Origin of the sequence: Rhizobium sp. BK650 (assembly GCF_014195325.1) — a bacterium.
In the GTDB taxonomy this organism is placed as follows: Bacteria; Pseudomonadota; Alphaproteobacteria; order Rhizobiales; family Rhizobiaceae; genus Rhizobium.
Genome location: NZ_JACIBK010000010.1, coordinates 113,629 through 129,040 on the forward strand (window position 1 = coordinate 113,629; position 15,412 = coordinate 129,040).

Below are 15,412 nucleotides of genomic sequence, written 5' to 3' on the forward strand. Positions count from 1 at the left end.
CCTTGGAAACCAGGTTATGCCACGACAGGTGGCGACTTCACAGCGGAAGAGTTCTTCTCAATGCAGGTCACGATCATAGATTGAGCATTCCGCGGCAAACGCCGGGGACGCTGGTGAAACCATCAAACAGTGCCGTTCAGTCGTTCGGCCCTGTTCTCTCTAGCTGACTATGTCAATCGGAAGCTCAAGGCCTTGATCATGAAAAGTACAAGCGCTTTCGGCTTCAAAAAGCTCGGGCCTCGCAGGTCCTGCAGCAACTCGCCCAACAGGGGCGGGACCTCTTAGTGCACAATTGCAGGCATTTTGAACGAACACGTTTACCTAATGGGTGCGGTGTGAATCGAGAGGTTCACGCACGTTTTGCGAGAGGCCGGCAGGTGAAATCCATTCGCTGGCGTGACGGTATCAACGTCAGAAACCGCCGACGGCGCCCATCTACACCGCGATAGGATATCTGGGCTGCGTCTGTACTGCGGCCTCTTCCGGCGCTCCAGAGCTTCTAAATCGCCGGTCTGTGGTCCGGCGAGCTTTGCGATGACCGGCGCCGGTCGTTGCCTAGTGCCACACCGGCCGTTGCTTTTAGTATTCGACCGAAGCCTCAAGATGATGGATGTATTCCCTCAGCACGATCTGAAGAGCCTCCTTGATTTCGCTGATAGTGACCTCGGGCTTTTCAATACTTCTCTGTACGGCTTTAAGTGTAGCAATTCGCGCGTCCATGTAGTCGGGCTCCGCGATAGGCCGGACTTTGCCCTTCGTCTCTATATTCATGATCCCCTCAGTGCGGTTCGGTGCGCCTATTTCGGACAGATTTATCAGCTAGGAGTAGCAGTTTTCGCGCTAGAGTCCAGCTCTAACATTTCTAACCATCACTTTTTGTGGAATTCACGTTCCATTTAGACACGTTTACTGTCTGGTAAGTAGAGTACTTCAAAAATTCTCATTTTTCTATTTTAAGAGCAGAAATATTAGTAGAGGAATATTAGCGCGCGATTTTTGAGCGGGATCGCGGCACTAACTGTCGTCCTGTGTCATTTATTTATCACCCTCCTTCTTGGATGAATATGGCTGAGATACACGCCATTGCGAGCTTTTGTGGCCGATCGGCCGTCATCCTTTTCTTTGTTCTTAGTGAGTTCGTCCTGGCTAGTTCGCTCGGTAAGGTAAGGTAAGCGGTTATTTCAACTACGCATATCGAAGGATATGTCGCACCGTGAAGCTGTGCGGCTGGCATGAGAAGCACTGGCATGAACCCACCGAGCCATCAGCAGGAGCCGCCCCTTGTGCGGCCGCTATCGGTGAAGCCTTGTGGTAAGTCTTACATGCGCTGCTGCGGCCGCCTGAAACAAAAATGCCGCTTCACCGGTTAGGGCGAGGCGGCAGCAAATGATGATTGGGCGGTGGGGAGTTACGGACAGAGGCCCTTAATGATTAGAGATCCGTCCAAGTTAGGCTCACGTCGGGCGCGTATACGCCGAGACCCGTTTCCAAGGCGCGTACAACGATGCCAATACCCGGTCTCAAACTTGATCTGATGCTCTGAGAAAAGGCGGGTCTTCCAATTTGACCGGCGTGCGGCAGATTCCTCCGCGACGATCGGTTGCTCGCTGTAGCGTAAACGGAAGCGCAACGTTGTGGCCTACGATCAGTGGGACTAGCATCGGCCAAATGAATAGTAGATTGCCCCCGGTAAAATAACCTATGAACGGGCTGCCGATGACACTGAGGACGCGCCTCGATTTGCTCATTCCAGCGCCACCTTTCCAAAAGACCCAGGCAAAAAGTGCTCCAGACAGTGAGGCCGCGACGATTCCCAAAAGATTTGTCTGTGCCACCCACTCAGCGGATGGAATGAAATTAAAAACGCCCACCACAGCCGACGACAAAAAGCAAAGCAGAAACCAGGGACAGACGAAGATCGCGAAGCACTTTACACGCAGCGATAGTGCTTGCTTCGTTGAACCGTCCATGAATGCCCCGCAGAATCGATTGGTCAATTGTCTTCGATGAATTCAAAGCCGGTCACCGGTTCACGAAGCAAATGATGATGGGGTGGCGGGGTGGGAGTGCAGCCAAAGTGTTCGCAGATGACCGCACTCCCGTTTCGCTCTCGGGGTAAAGAGAGCAAGGCTCAGCCTCTAGCTACACATCGCTGTCGGTGCAACAGTAATTTTGACGCGCTCCGACGATGGTTGGGTGGTGGGGTGCTGCTAATATTTTGCCGTAGTGCTTAGATTTAGGTCACCGCAACCAGCAGGCATGGAATTCGACACTCCAGCATACATCGCCGCCGAGACAGCCACTTTTATTGCTCGGGATGCACGCAATGCGATGATCTCCGCAGAGAACCCAAACAATCTGGTGAAGCTCAAAATCGTCAGGTTTTGAACCTGTCGATTTCCTGTTCGACACCACCACTGACTATGGGACCGATATCCCCGCCATGGTTAGCCTCATCAGAGCAGACATCGCGGCGTTTTTCGCCGCTCCTGGTTTTCCAAGGGGCCAACCGATGAACCTTTCCGCAGATACAGCAGCTCGCGCAGGTAAAACGACTGGAGCTTGTGCGGTGATACCTCCTCTATATTGGCGAGCAGATGGAGATCATCGAAGACAACCTTTGACTGGTCGCCCGTGGCGAGGCTCAGAACCCGAGAAGGCTAGGCAGGAGAGGCTGCGCGGTCGTCGGATCGGGGGTCACGTTATACGTTCCGTCGCAACGGTGGAGCGCTTGCGGCAGAGACTATCAGCCCAGCCGAACCCCGTCGAGGCGAGAGCGTTCGTGAGCGTTCTCGACCACCCAATAACAGGCCATTTCCCGTCCGCCGTACCTTCCGCATCATATAGATCAAATCCTGCGTCAGGGTCGCCGATACCTGGATCGAACGGGCCGCTCGCATAGGCACCGCGACGCATGAAGTAGTCGATTGGTTCATTGAAAAACCATATATATTTGGAGAAAGCCTTCCAACGGAAAGAACTGAGGCGGTCGATCTAAAGAGGTTCCCTTCAGGGACAGACGAAGATCTGTCGCTGACCTCCAATATCAATCGTTGCGCATCCCGGATACCATACAGATCGATCTCTTCTCGAGAGCGAAAAGGGGAGTGCTGTCACGTCGAAGCATTTGACTGCACTCCCCACCAGCTCGCTTGCTCTTAATCCGCCAGGTCATCACACAATGAGGCCTCGTGCAGAATACCTCCGGAAAAGATGCCTGGGATAGGATCGATGGACGCCATATTTCGCGGCGAGAAAGTCGATTCGCGCTCCCGCCAGGTATTCGGTCAATAATGCAATACGGCGGCGATGCGAAAGCGAAACGCGTGGCATGAGTGAATCCTGCGATGTCGTTAATCGCCACACTCGCTGAAGGCGCAACAGATATCAACCCGTCGCGGAAGTCGGATAAGAAGCCGAGTAGGCACAAAGGCCTACTCACCTGCTGAGTTTGCAGCATCAGCGAATAGGTACATGGCGGTTTAATTGTAAAAACACTATAGCGAGCGCAGGGCATGAACGACGATGCCTCAAATATCATTCCAGCCACAGGAGCAGCGCAGTTCCCCAGGTTTTCACTGTCCGGCACGGTTACAGAGATCGATCTCCCGGAGGCCTACGATTTTGCATTCGTAAGTAAATATATAGTTTCTTTGAAGGGCAGACCGGCATCCGACTACACCCGCGTTCAAGCGAAGGTTCGCAGTACCGAATACACGGTTTATCAATATATCCTCGTAGTCCGTCCTACGTCGTTTTCGAGGTGAAGGTTCACGCAGGTAACACCTGCACTTGAATGTGCAGCCGGTCGCCCTGCGCTTTGACGCCGCATATTGCCTCCAACGCGAGAATGGCCCTAACAACGTGCCGATGGGCGCCGGAGCGATCATCCTTCAGATGCCGTTCTGTGGCCGCTCGCTGCTCCCCGACAGGAATTCCATCGAGGCGGAAACCAAGAAGGCTATGGTTCCAGCACTACCTATGGAAATGCTACGGGCGACCCTATCGGGGACAGAGGCTACGTCACGCGCCTCGCGGAGACACTGGGCACGCCCCTCAGCAACTGTCGAAAGCTTTGGACAAAGACAGCCATCGGTTGGTTGCTGGAAATTATGCCCGACGCGCAGCGACGCTTCCACTGTTTAATCCGACGCATGTCATTGACATGAATCCACGCAATCAGGCCCGATGACATGGGAACGCCGGTTCGTGATGGTATGGGTTGGGATTATTTCAACCGAGCAAAGTCAATCGGTACTCTGGCACTTTCATCCGGTGCCGCGATGGTAAGGCCCAGCGTCAGGTGGGGTCGCCCTCTGGAAAAGCGTTGGCGATCTAAAGACGCTTCGTGATCAAGCAGATCAGGCGCTCTACCTTGCCAAACGGGCCGGTCGTGACAGGGTCGAGATCTATGCCGATCCTCAGCTTGTGAGAGAACGCACGGCGAGCGTTAATTTACCCGGCGATAGCGCGTGTGATGCCGGCCCCTCGGGCGGAGACGTTGCGCGACACGAGCAATCACGCGTCGCTTGACGTTTGCGCTCATCGCCGGGTACCGCACTTTTTCCAGGCAAAAGCGCTCGGGACCTTTTCAGATACGCTTGAAACGCCGTAATTGCCCATATTTTCTATCTGTGCGATAATAATCGTATTATTTTCGGAATGCGGTTTCACGGTCGGTCGGCCCGGGGAGGGGCGGAAATGGCTGTTGTGCTGGTTCTCGTCCTGATCGTCGTCGGCTCTGTGCTGTTCCACCTGTTAAGCCCTTGGTGGTGGACGCCGATCGCGTCCAACTGGAGCTATATCGACAGCACGCTCGTCATTACCTTTTGGATCACCGGCATCGTCTTTGTTGCGGTGATCTCCTTCATGGCCTATTGCGTGTTCCGCTTCAGGCACAGGCCGGGCAACCGGGCGCATTACGAACCGGAGAACCGCAGGCTGGAAGTGCTGCTGGCCTCTGGGACGGCAATTGGTGTCGCCGCCATGCTGGCGCCCGGCCTCTTCGTCTGGAACCAGTTCATCACCGTGCCTGCCGATGCCGCATCGGTGGAGGTCGTCAGCCAGCAATGGCAGTGGAGCTTCCGCCTACCGGGTGCTGACGGAAAGCTCGGTCGCGCCGAGACGCGCGACGTTACACCCGAGAACCCGCTTGGCCTGGACAAGAACGACGCGAACGGCCTGGACGACGTGATCGTCGAGGGCGGCGAGCTGCATCTGCCGGCCGGCAAGCCGGTACACATATTGCTTCGCTCGATCGATGTCCTCCACGATTTCTACGTGCCGGAATTTCGCGCCAAGATGGACATGATTCCCGGCATGGTCACCTATTTCTGGCTGACGCCGACGCGGACAGGGGCCTTCGAGATCCTCTGCGCCGAACTCTGCGGTCTCGGCCATCCGCAAATGCGCGGCACCGTCGTGGTCGACAACGACGCGGACTACCAGACCTGGCTCGGGCAGCAGCAGACATTCAACCAGCTTGCATCGTCGTCGGGAGAGCCGCCGCCGACGAACTAAGAGACGGCCGAAGGCCGCATCGAGAAAGGGAGGATATCATGGTCGAGATTCCCTCTGACAGCGCAGGGATCATCCCCTCCGCTGAAGTCGAGGATGTCGAGCTCTATCACCCAAAGAGCTGGTGGACCAAATATGTGTTCAGCCAGGATGCCAAGGTCATTGCCGTACAATATGCGCTGACAGCCATCTCGATCGGTCTGGTAGCGCTGGTGCTCTCCTGGCTGATGCGGCTGCAGCTTGCGTTTCCCGGCTATTTCGCCTTCATCGATGCCGATCACTATTACCAGTTCATCACCATGCACGGCATGATCATGGTGATCTATCTCCTGACTGCGCTCTTCCTCGGCGGCTTCGGCAACTACCTCATTCCGTTGATGGTCGGCGCGCGCGACATGGTATTCCCTTATGCAAACATGCTGAGCTACTGGATCTATCTGCTTGCGGTGCTGATCCTGGTTTCCGGCTTTTTCGCCCCTGGCGGGCCGACCGGGGCAGGCTGGACGCTTTATCCGCCGCAGGCTGTTCTGTCGGGCACGCCCGGCGGCAAGGACTGGGGCATCCTGCTGATGCTCACCTCGCTGATCGTGTTCATCATCGGCTTCACCATGGGCGGCCTCAATTATGTGGTGACCGTCCTGCAGGGGCGCGCACGCGGCATGACGCTGATGCGCATGCCGCTGACCGTCTGGGGCATCTTCACGGCAACCGTGATGGCGCTGCTCGCCTTTCCGGCGCTCTTCGTCGCCTGCGTCATGATGCTGTTCGACCGCGTGCTCGGCACCAGCTTCTTCATGCCGGCCATCGTCGAAATGGGCGAGCAGTTGAAACATGGCGGCGGCAGCCCGATCATGTTCCAGCACCTGTTTTGGTTCTTTGGGCATCCGGAGGTCTATATCGTCGCGCTTCCGGCCTTTGGCATCGTTTCGGACCTGATCAGCACGCATGCGCGCAAGAATATCTTCGGCTATCGCATGATGGTCTGGGCGATCGTCATCATCGGCGCATTGAGCTTCGTCGTCTGGGCGCATCATATGTATGTCAGCGGCATGAACCCGGCCTTCGGCTTCTTCTTTGCCACCACGACCCTGATCATCGCCATCCCGACGGCGATCAAGGTCTATAACTGGGTGCTGACGCTGTGGCGCGGCGACATCCACCTGACGCTGCCGATGCTCTTTGCGCTCGCCTTCATCGTCACCTTCGTCAATGGCGGCCTGACTGGTCTCTTCCTCGGCAACGTCGTCGTCGATGTGCCACTGTCGGATACGATGTTCGTCGTTGCGCATTTCCACATGGTCATGGGGGTTGCGCCAATCCTCGTCATCTTCGGGGCAATCTATCACTGGTATCCGAAGGTCACTGGGCGCATGCTGAACGAGACGCTGGGCCGGATCCACTTCTGGATCACCTTCCTCGGCACCTATGCAATCTTCTTTCCAATGCATTACCTCGGCCTGCTCGGCGTGCCGCGCCGCTATTACGAGCTGGGAGAGACGGCCTTCGTTCCGCCCTCGGCCCATACCCTGAATATCTTCATAACAGTCATGGCGCTGATCGTCGGCGCCGCGCAGATCGTCTTCCTGTTCAATCTCGCCTGGAGCCTTCGGCGGGGCCGGGAGGCAGGCGGCAATCCGTGGCGGGCAACGACGCTTGAATGGCAGACGCCGCAGACGCCGCCTGCACATGGCAACTGGGGTAAGGATCTGCCTGTCGTCTACCGCTGGGCCTATGACTACAGCGTGCCGGGGGCCGCGGAGGATTTCATTCCGCAGAATGTGCCGGCAAGCGGCGGCGTCACACGGGAGGTTCCGGCATGAACGTCATGCTTATCTTCCTCGTCGCGGTCGCCGCCATCATCATCTGGTGGCTCTCCGGACAGCGGCTGACCTCCAAGCCCTGGCTCGAAACGGGGTCCCTGCAACTGCCGGCACATGAGGGCACCCACCGGCCGCCGCTGCCGCCGGTGAAGATCGGCCTCTTCGTGTTTCTGGGTGTCGTCGGTGCGCTCTTCAGCCTTGCCGTCAGTGCTTATTTCATGCGCATGGGTTCGGCGGACTGGTGGGGGATGCCGGTGCCGCGGCTGCTCTGGGTGAACACCGCAGCACTCGCGCTCAGCAGTGCGGCGCTGCAACGGGCCAAACGTGAAGCGCAGCATGGCCGCATGGAAAGCCTGCGGCCGGCGCTCGTGACCGGGCTTGCACTTGCCGTCTTCTTTCTGATCGGGCAGATCCAGGCATGGCGGGAGCTGACCGCAGCCGGCTATGTCCTGACCGACAATCCCGCCAACAGCTTCTTCTACATGCTGACCGGCTTGCACGGCCTGCATATTCTCGGCGGGCTTGCCGTGCTCGCTCATACGACCGTCAGGGCATTTTCAGCCGACGTTCAACCCGAAAGGCTGCAGCTCAGCGTCGATCTCTCCGCCATCTATTCGCATTTCATGCTCGCCGTCTGGCTTTTGCTTTTCGCGCTCTTTGCCGGCTGGGCGAATGACTTCGTCGATCTCTGCCGCACATTGCTTAACTAGGGGCTCCTCCGGAGGCGCAGATGATACAGACTATCGGGACACACGAAGAAACAAGCCTCAGGCCATCAGGCCTGCGCGGTGTCGCGGCCGATTTCAGCTCGGATCAGCGCGCCTTTAAAACCGCCTCCTGGGGCAAGGCGATGATGTGGATCTTTCTCTTGAGCGATACCTTCGTCTTCGGCTGCTTCCTGATCGCCTACATGACCGCCCGCATGTCGACGCCGGTCCCATGGCCCAATCCCAGCGAGGTCTTCGCGCTGCATATTGGCGGTCAGGACGTTCCGCTGATCCTGATCGCCATCATGACCTTCGTGCTGATCTCAAGCAGCGGTACCATGGCCATGGCTGTCAATTTCGGCTATCGCCGCGAGCGCTATAAGACCGCGATGCTGATGCTGTTGACGGCGCTCCTGGGCGCAACCTTCGTCGGCATGCAGGCCTTCGAATGGACGAAGCTGATCACAGAAGGCGTGCGCCCCTGGGAGAACCCGTGGGGGGCGGCCCAATTCGGATCGTCCTTCTTCATGATCACAGGCTTTCACGGCACCCATGTCACCATCGGCGTCATCTTCCTCCTCATCATCGCCCGCAAGGTCTGGCGGGGCGATTTCGACGAGGGACGGCGCGGCTTCTTCACCAGCCGGAAAGGCCGCTACGAGGCCGTCGAAATCATGGGCCTCTACTGGCACTTCGTCGACCTGGTCTGGGTGTTCATCTTCGCGTTCTTTTATCTGTGGTGAGGTCGTCATGAGCGAGACAACGCATGTACAAACTCAAACGGCGCATGCACAGGCACATAGCGGACAGCAGCATCCGATCCGGCTCTATCTCCTCGTCTGGGGCCTGCTCTTCGTGCTCAGCGCCGGCTCCTATATGGTCGATTATCTCGGCATCCAGGGCTATCTCAGGTGGACGCTAATCCTTGTATTCATGATGCTGAAAGCCGGGCTGATCGTCGCCGTCTTCATGCATATGGCTTGGGAACGGTTGGCGCTGGTCTACGCCATCCTGCTGCCGCCGCTGCTGGTGCTGGTTTTCGTCGCGCTGATGGCGTCGGAATCGCATTACACGATCTTCACCAGGCTTGCCTTCTTTGGTGCTGCGCAGTAGATGCCGATCGCCGAAAGAAACCCCCACAGGGCTGCTTTTTGTTCCACGTGCGGGGAGTTGACGCCAGGTGTGTGGACATTGCCCGATGCATGCCTAAGTTTGCGTTCAAAGATCAAAAGGTCATCCTCCCGGACAACCCCGTCTCTCAGAACGAACGTCGTCTTTGTTCAAGCTTGCTTGCTCGACCGGCATGACCTTTCCACGCCCTAGGTGTCGGTCGTGCCAGGTTGAAACGACAAGGTGCTATTCCGTCCAATCTTCGACTGATAGTCCGGCAATCCTGCCAAATTCTTTGACATTGTTGGTAATAACGGTCAGCCGCCGGGCCTTCGCTTGCGCCGCGATCAGCGCATCGAATGGGCCGATCGGTTGGCCTGTGGCTGCTAGCCCCGCACGAATTTCTCCGGCTGCATTCGCATCCTGCTCATCAAACACGAGCAAGGGAAAATCCTGCGCGAGCAGACGAATTGTTTCGAGATTGAAAGCGACCTTCCGGCTTTTATAGGCGCCATAGTAGAGTTCGTGGAGAACGATCGAAGACAGTCCGATTTCGCCCTCGTTGCTCGCGAGGATGCGCCTTGCAAGCTGTTCGGAACGACCAGCGACAAGTGAAATCAAGGCGTTCGTATCGATCAGATAGCGCATCAGCGAAAAAGCTCGTCAAGACCCGGGCGCTCCTCGGCGTCCGGTTGACCGCGTTCTTGCTGTACGAAATCCTCGCTGAAGCGGCGACTTAATGCCTTCCGCAGAAAACCCCAGCGCTCTTTTGTGCTTGCGATCGGACGCAGAATAACTGCGTCACCCTCCCGGGTGATTTCAAGTTCGTCGACGTCGAAGCGAAACTCCTTTGGCAAGCGCACCGCTTGCGAGTTTCCCGACTGAAATACTTTTGCGAACTGTGCCACTGGCAGCTCCCTCGTATATACATAAATATATATACTATGCAGTAGGTAATGGAAACCGTCAATTTGACCGAACGCCGCCTGTCAAGGCGCTCGGACACATTGGGAAGGCGGATGGCTCCGCGATAAGCTGCTCGGGATTATTCGCCTCACCCTTGCAAAAGCGGGATTGTTCCCCACAGCAGATCGACGATTGCTTATCTCTAATAAATCCCTTGGCCAGTGAATAGCCGCTTGGGGTAGGCGAATTGTTGGGCGGGGCAGCAAGAGGCGCTCCGGAGGGATCAGTGCGAACGCGCCTATGATGAGAGAGCGAGAAACTGAACAAGGTTGGCTGTCATTCTCAAGAGCTCATGGCAGCCCGCTCAGGGACATGGGCTAAGTTGTCCTCGGGCGGTTTGTTTTGCGCCACGCTTCGTATTCTTGGCGCGCATCGTCATGAAGCGGATAGTAACGCTGCAACGACCCGCCCTCCATTAGCTTCGTTCGAGAGAACCCCTCCCACTCGTGATGCTTTTGCGACTCCTCGATCACCTTCGCGGCCATAGCGGCTGGAACCACCACCACTCCGTCGTCGTCGGCAACGATGATGTCTCCAGGGATGACCGTGACACCGCCGCAGGCAATCGGAACGTTGACGGCATTTGGATAGATGCTGGTCTGAACATGGTAATTGGGTGTCCAGCCCCGCAGCCAGAGCGCGAGATCCAGCTTTTCGACATTGGGCCGATCGCGCATGCAGCCATCGATCACGATGCCGGCGCCGCCTCTGCCTTTGAAGTAGGTCGACATCATATCGCCGAAGACGCCTGAACTCATGTCCCCGCGCGCGTCGACCACCACTACATCGCCCTCTTGCACGTGATAGAGCACATGGCGGTGCAACTGCGTCTCCGGATCTGCATATTCTCCCTCGGTGAAGAGGTCCGGCCGTTGCGGCATGAATTGAAGCGTCAGCGCTGGCCCGACGATCGACTTCCCGCGAGTCTGCTGCACCGGTCCGACCATGTGAGGGTTGCGGAAGCCCATGTGGCCAAGCGTGCCGGAAACCGTGGCTGCGCCGATATCCTTAAGGGCGTCGATCAGCTCTTTAGGCGGTCGGGTAATGTCTGGCGTATGTGTCATTTTAGCTCCGGAGGATGAACTACCAGTTGGTGACAGAACCGTCGCGGCGCTTCAGGTGAGGCGCTTCCCAGAAACGAAAGCTCTGCGCCTTGACCGCCTCTTCGTTGACCTCGACGCCGAGCCCAGGCAGGTCGCTCACCGGATAATCGGGGCCGTCGAGCCGTGGTTGCACGGGGAAGAAGTCCGAATTATCGAAGCCCAACTTCGCTTCGGGCGCCCTGGTCTCGAGCCAGGCGAAATTGGCGACCGCAGCGGCGAGATGAATGGTCGCGGCCGTGCAGACTGGCCCAAGGGGATTGTGCGGCATTAGGTCCACATAGTGGGCCTCACTCCACCCAGCGACCTTCATCGCTTCGGTGAGCCCGCCAACATTGCAAACATCGAGCCGGTTGAATTGATGGATGTCGCGCTCGATAAAGGGCAGGAACTGCCATTTGCTGGCAAATTCCTCACCGATCGCGAACGGGATGTCGGTCATCCTGCGCAGGGATTCGTAGGCTTCCGGCGTTTCGTCCCGTATCGGCTCCTCGAGGAAATCAAGCACGCCGCGGCCGAGCTTGTTGCAGAAGCTTGCGGCCTCCGCCACCGACAGGCGATGATGATAGTCGATGCCGAGGACGACATCGTCGCCGAGCGCCTCGCGCGCCTTGTTCAGCATCCGTGCGGTGGCGCAAATCGACTCGCGCGGCTCGAAGATGTCCTTGCTCCTTTGCCCGATGGGGAAGAAGCGGATCGCCTGCCACCCCTGTGCGCGCAGTTGGCGGGCTCGTTCGATGGCATCATCGCCCTCGGTCTCGTCACCGGTCGAGGCAAAGGTCGGAATGCGGTCGCGCTGTTTGCCGCCCAGCAGTTCGTAGGCAGGTACCCCCAGCGCCTTACCTTTGATGTCGTGAAGGGCAATGTCGATGGCGGAAATCGCCGCCTGCAGAACGCGCCCGCCTTCGAAATATTGGCTGCGATAAATTTCCTGCCAGATCCTACCGATCTGCATCGGGTCGCGGCCGATGAGAAACTCGCGATAATGCTCGATCGCGCCAGCCACGGCCTTCTCGCGACCGCTCAAGCCGCTCTCGCCCCAACCGAAGATGCCGTGGTCGGTTTCGACCTTGACCAGCATCTGATTGCGCGTTCCAACCCATACCGGATAGGGCTTGATCGCCGTAATTTTAAGCTTTGCCGTCATACGCGCCCTCGTTTCATGGCATCCTCTTGGTCTTAGTTGGCCTTGAGAGCCATTTCTGTTTTCCCGTCGAACAGATGCATCCGCTCCTGATCGAACTCGAGCCAAATCGGTTCATCGGGCGCGACAGCGATGGTCGGCGGGACACTGACATTGACGATGGCGCCGGAGAAAAATGCCTGCACGAAGGTAACGTCTCCGGTCGGCTCCACCGTATAGGCCTTGGCAGGAACGCTTCCAGGCATTGCGCTCTTGTGTAGCTTGATCGTCGAGTGCCGCGCGCCGAGCACGACTTTGTTGGTCGTTGCCCTCGCGACCTTCTGAGCGTTTTGGGGCGAAAGTTCGAGACGCCAACCCTCCGCGCTGGTCAACACGGTCTCGCCGCCTGCTGTTGACGCCTCCAGTGAGACAAGGCTCATCGCCGGGCTGCCGACGAAGCTCGCGACGAACATGTTCACCGGATGGGCAAAGACTTGCGCCGGAGTATCGTATTGCTGCAGGTAGCCGCCGTTCATCACCGCCATCCTGTCAGCCATGGTGACGGCTTCGAGCTGGTCGTGCGTCACGTAGATGATCGTCGCCTTGAGGTCCTGGTGGAAACGCTTGATCTCCGAGCGCATCTGCACGCGCAGCTTTGCGTCGAGGTTGGAAAGTGGTTCATCCATCAGGAAAACCGCCGGATCGCGCACGAGAGCACGGCCAAGCGCCACGCGCTGCTGTTGCCCGCCCGAAAGTTCGCGTGGCTTGCGTTCAAGTAGCTGCGTCATGTCGAGCACGCGCGCTGCTTGCCTGACCTTCTTGTCGATCTCGTCCCTTGGCAGTTTGCGCATCTGCAGCGGGAACGCCAGATTCTTGTAGACCGATTTCTGCGGATAAAGTGCGTAGTTCTGGAATACCATTGCAATGTCCCGATCCTTGGGATCGAGGTCGTTGACTATTCTGTCGCCAATCACGATGTCGCCAGATGTGACGGGGATGAGCCCTGCCACAAGATTGAGCGTGGTGGTTTTGCCGCAGCCTGAAGGGCCGACGAGCGCGACGAACTCGCCGTCGTTGACTGTCAGCGAAACATCGTTGACAGCTTTGAAGGCGCCATAGGTCTTGACCAAATCTTTGAGGACCACGTGGGCCACCGGCAACTCCCTAGTGTTTGACTGCGCCTTCGGTGAGGGCGCGTACGAAGTATCGTTGCAGGATGAGGAACAGGACGACGACGGGCACGCTCATCATGAAGCTTGCCGCCATCAGGCCCGGAAAGTCTGTCGTGTTTTCCGAGAAGAAGCGCTGGATGCCGACAGGCAGGGTCAATTGCTCGTTCTTGGACAGGAACGTGTAGGCGTAGATGTACTCATTCCACGCCCCAATGAAGGAATAGATCGCCGTGGCGATGATACCCGGTGCCGAGAGCGGCATCACGATCAGGACAAAGGCCTGGAACCGCGTTGCTCCGTCGATGCGTGCGGCCTGCTCGAGCTGCACCGGGATGTTGTCGTAGAAGCCCTTGAGGAGCCAGATTGCCAGCGGCAGGCCGAATGTCAGGTAGGTGAGGACGAGCGATCCATGCGTGTTCACCAGCCCGATCGCGCGCATCAGGATGAAGAGCGGCACGAGAAAGATCACTGCCGGAAACATGTTGCGCAGCAAGACCGCGAAGAACAGAAAGTTTCGACCGGGGAAAGTGAAGCGGGAAAACGCGTAGGCCGCGGGAACTGCCACGATCACCGAAAGGATGGTCGTCGTCGTAGAGACAAAAAGGCTGTTCCAGAAGAAGCGCAGGAAGTCCTGGCCGACGCTGTTTTGCGGATCGAGCAGCTTCTGATAGCTGGCAAGGGTAGGCTGGTCAGGCCACCATTGCGGCGGGAATTGCATGGCCGCGAAGCCGGATTTGAGCGAGGTGATCAGCATCCAGACCATCGGTAATGCGGTGTAAAGCAGCATGAACAGGAGAAAGATGCGTCCACCCCACCGCCATCCATCGATGCGCATACGGCGACGCGCCTCGCCTTGGTGAGCAGCCTCGGCAATCGCGCTCATTGGCTTCCATCCTTCTGTTCGTTGCCGCTCAGCGCTCGGACGTAGAAATAGCCGAGCGACATCAGGATCAGGAACAGCAGCACCGAATAGGCCGATGCCACACCCCAGCGCTGGCGGCCGAAGGCGAGTTCGTAAATGTGGGTGATCCAGATATGCGATGCATTCGACGGCCCACCGCCGGTCATGATCCAGGGGATGATGAAAGAATTGAAGTTGGCGACTGCGAGCAGGAGGATCGTGACGGTCGAGACGTTTCTCAAGTGCGGAAATGTGACGTGCCAGAACCGTTGCCATGCATTGGCCCCGTCGACCTTGGCGGCGCGCAGCAACTGGTCGGGGACCGTCTGCAGGCCAGCCATCATCATGATCATAGCAAACGGAAACTCTCGCCAGATGTTGACGACGATCAGCGAGGGTAGCACGGTGCTTACGCTGTCGATGAAATTCGGCGGCCGATCGGCCAGTCCAAGGCCAACCAGTACTGCGCCAATGATCCCGAAGTCCGAATGGTAGATCCACTTCCAGATATAGGAAGCGGCGACGGCGCTGATGACCCAGGGAATGATCAGGATCGCCCGCAGGATCCCCCGGCCGAGAAAGTCTCGGTGAAGCGCCAGGGCGCAGGCAAAGCCCAAGACGAATGAGATGGAAGTGGATCCAATTGTCCAGACAAGCGTGTTTGAGGTGACTTTCCAGAATACCGGACTTGCAAGGATGGCGGTGTAGTTGTCGAGACCGACGAAAATCTTGTCCCGCAGTTGCAGGCCAGGCGGCGTATTAAAGAAAGACAGCTCAATCGTGTAGTAGATGGGATAGGCTATGACGATCAGCATCACGGCGATCGCGGGAAGCACGTAGGCGTAGTCGGCGCGATGCTCCCAAATCTTTCGCAGCACACCGGACCTATCGGATTGCAGTCGTCGGTGAGCCTCGGCCTTGTCAGTCAAGATCGTCACTGTGCCTGCCCTCGTTCTTCGGAAGAAACCGGCTGCAGTCTCGGCGCAGCCGGTCAAA

At 57.6% G+C, this 15,412-nt stretch carries 13 protein-coding genes; 5 read left to right on the forward strand and 8 right to left on the reverse strand.

Translation table 11 applies throughout. From position 1 onward, the window contains the following. Positions 1–579: 579 nt before the first annotated feature. On the reverse strand, positions 580–771 hold the full coding sequence (locus FHX15_RS22385; RefSeq protein WP_184400558.1) for a hypothetical protein: 192 nt from the start codon (positions 769–771) through the stop codon (positions 580–582). 3,930 nt (positions 772–4,701) lie between these two features. Between FHX15_RS22385 and FHX15_RS22390 the strand changes: the two genes are divergently transcribed. Genes FHX15_RS22390 through FHX15_RS22410 form a run of 5 tightly spaced genes read left to right on the forward strand, consistent with a single transcriptional unit; the run spans position 4,702 to position 9,157 of the window. Then, positions 4,702–5,520, forward strand: a complete 819-nt coding sequence (locus FHX15_RS22390; RefSeq protein ID WP_184400559.1) for a cytochrome c oxidase subunit II — start codon at positions 4,702–4,704, stop codon at positions 5,518–5,520. 38 nt (positions 5,521–5,558) lie between these two features. Then, positions 5,559–7,337 (forward strand): cytochrome c oxidase subunit I, encoded by a 1,779-nt coding sequence (gene ctaD, locus FHX15_RS22395; protein WP_184400560.1) that lies wholly within the window; start codon positions 5,559–5,561, stop codon positions 7,335–7,337. Further along, positions 7,334–8,047 (forward strand): cytochrome c oxidase subunit 3, encoded by a 714-nt coding sequence (locus FHX15_RS22400; protein ID WP_184400561.1) that lies wholly within the window; start codon positions 7,334–7,336, stop codon positions 8,045–8,047. The genes ctaD and FHX15_RS22400 overlap by 4 nt, the downstream gene beginning before the upstream one ends. 20 nt (positions 8,048–8,067) lie before the next feature. Continuing rightward, a complete protein-coding gene (locus FHX15_RS22405) occupies positions 8,068–8,787 on the forward strand; it encodes a heme-copper oxidase subunit III family protein (protein WP_184400562.1) in 720 nt (239 codons plus the stop codon). 7 nt (positions 8,788–8,794) lie between these two features. Continuing rightward, the gene (locus FHX15_RS22410) at positions 8,795–9,157 is read left to right on the forward strand and encodes a cytochrome C oxidase subunit IV family protein (RefSeq protein WP_184400563.1); all 363 of its coding nucleotides are present in this window, start codon (positions 8,795–8,797) and stop codon (positions 9,155–9,157) included. 243 nt (positions 9,158–9,400) lie between these two features. Here FHX15_RS22410 and FHX15_RS22415 read toward each other — a convergent pair whose 3' ends face one another. From FHX15_RS22415 to FHX15_RS22445, 7 genes are all read right to left on the reverse strand, one after another. Then, positions 9,401–9,802: a type II toxin-antitoxin system VapC family toxin gene (locus FHX15_RS22415; protein ID WP_409527027.1), complete on the reverse strand. Its 402-nt coding sequence runs from the start codon at positions 9,800–9,802 to the stop codon at positions 9,401–9,403. Next, complete coding sequence (locus FHX15_RS22420) at positions 9,802–10,062, reverse strand: antitoxin (RefSeq protein ID WP_184400564.1); 261 nt, start codon at positions 10,060–10,062, stop codon at positions 9,802–9,804. Before FHX15_RS22420 ends, FHX15_RS22415 begins: the two co-directional genes overlap by 1 nt. A 375-nt stretch (positions 10,063–10,437) precedes the next feature. After that, entirely contained in the window at positions 10,438–11,184 is a 747-nt protein-coding gene (locus tag FHX15_RS22425; RefSeq protein ID WP_184400565.1) for a ribonuclease activity regulator RraA, read from the reverse strand. Between the two features lie 19 nt (positions 11,185–11,203). After that, positions 11,204–12,367, reverse strand: coding sequence for a mandelate racemase/muconate lactonizing enzyme family protein (locus FHX15_RS22430; protein ID WP_184400566.1), 1,164 nt, complete (start codon positions 12,365–12,367; stop codon positions 11,204–11,206). Positions 12,368–12,399: 32 nt separating this feature from the next. Then, positions 12,400–13,497, reverse strand: coding sequence for an ABC transporter ATP-binding protein (locus tag FHX15_RS22435; RefSeq protein ID WP_184400567.1), 1,098 nt, complete (start codon positions 13,495–13,497; stop codon positions 12,400–12,402). A 10-nt stretch (positions 13,498–13,507) separates the two neighbouring features. Further along, on the reverse strand, positions 13,508–14,398 hold the full coding sequence (locus FHX15_RS22440) for a carbohydrate ABC transporter permease (RefSeq protein ID WP_184400568.1): 891 nt from the start codon (positions 14,396–14,398) through the stop codon (positions 13,508–13,510). After that, complete coding sequence (locus tag FHX15_RS22445; RefSeq protein ID WP_184400569.1) at positions 14,395–15,354, reverse strand: carbohydrate ABC transporter permease; 960 nt, start codon at positions 15,352–15,354, stop codon at positions 14,395–14,397. Before FHX15_RS22445 ends, FHX15_RS22440 begins: the two co-directional genes overlap by 4 nt. Between the last annotated feature and the right edge of the window lie 58 nt (positions 15,355–15,412).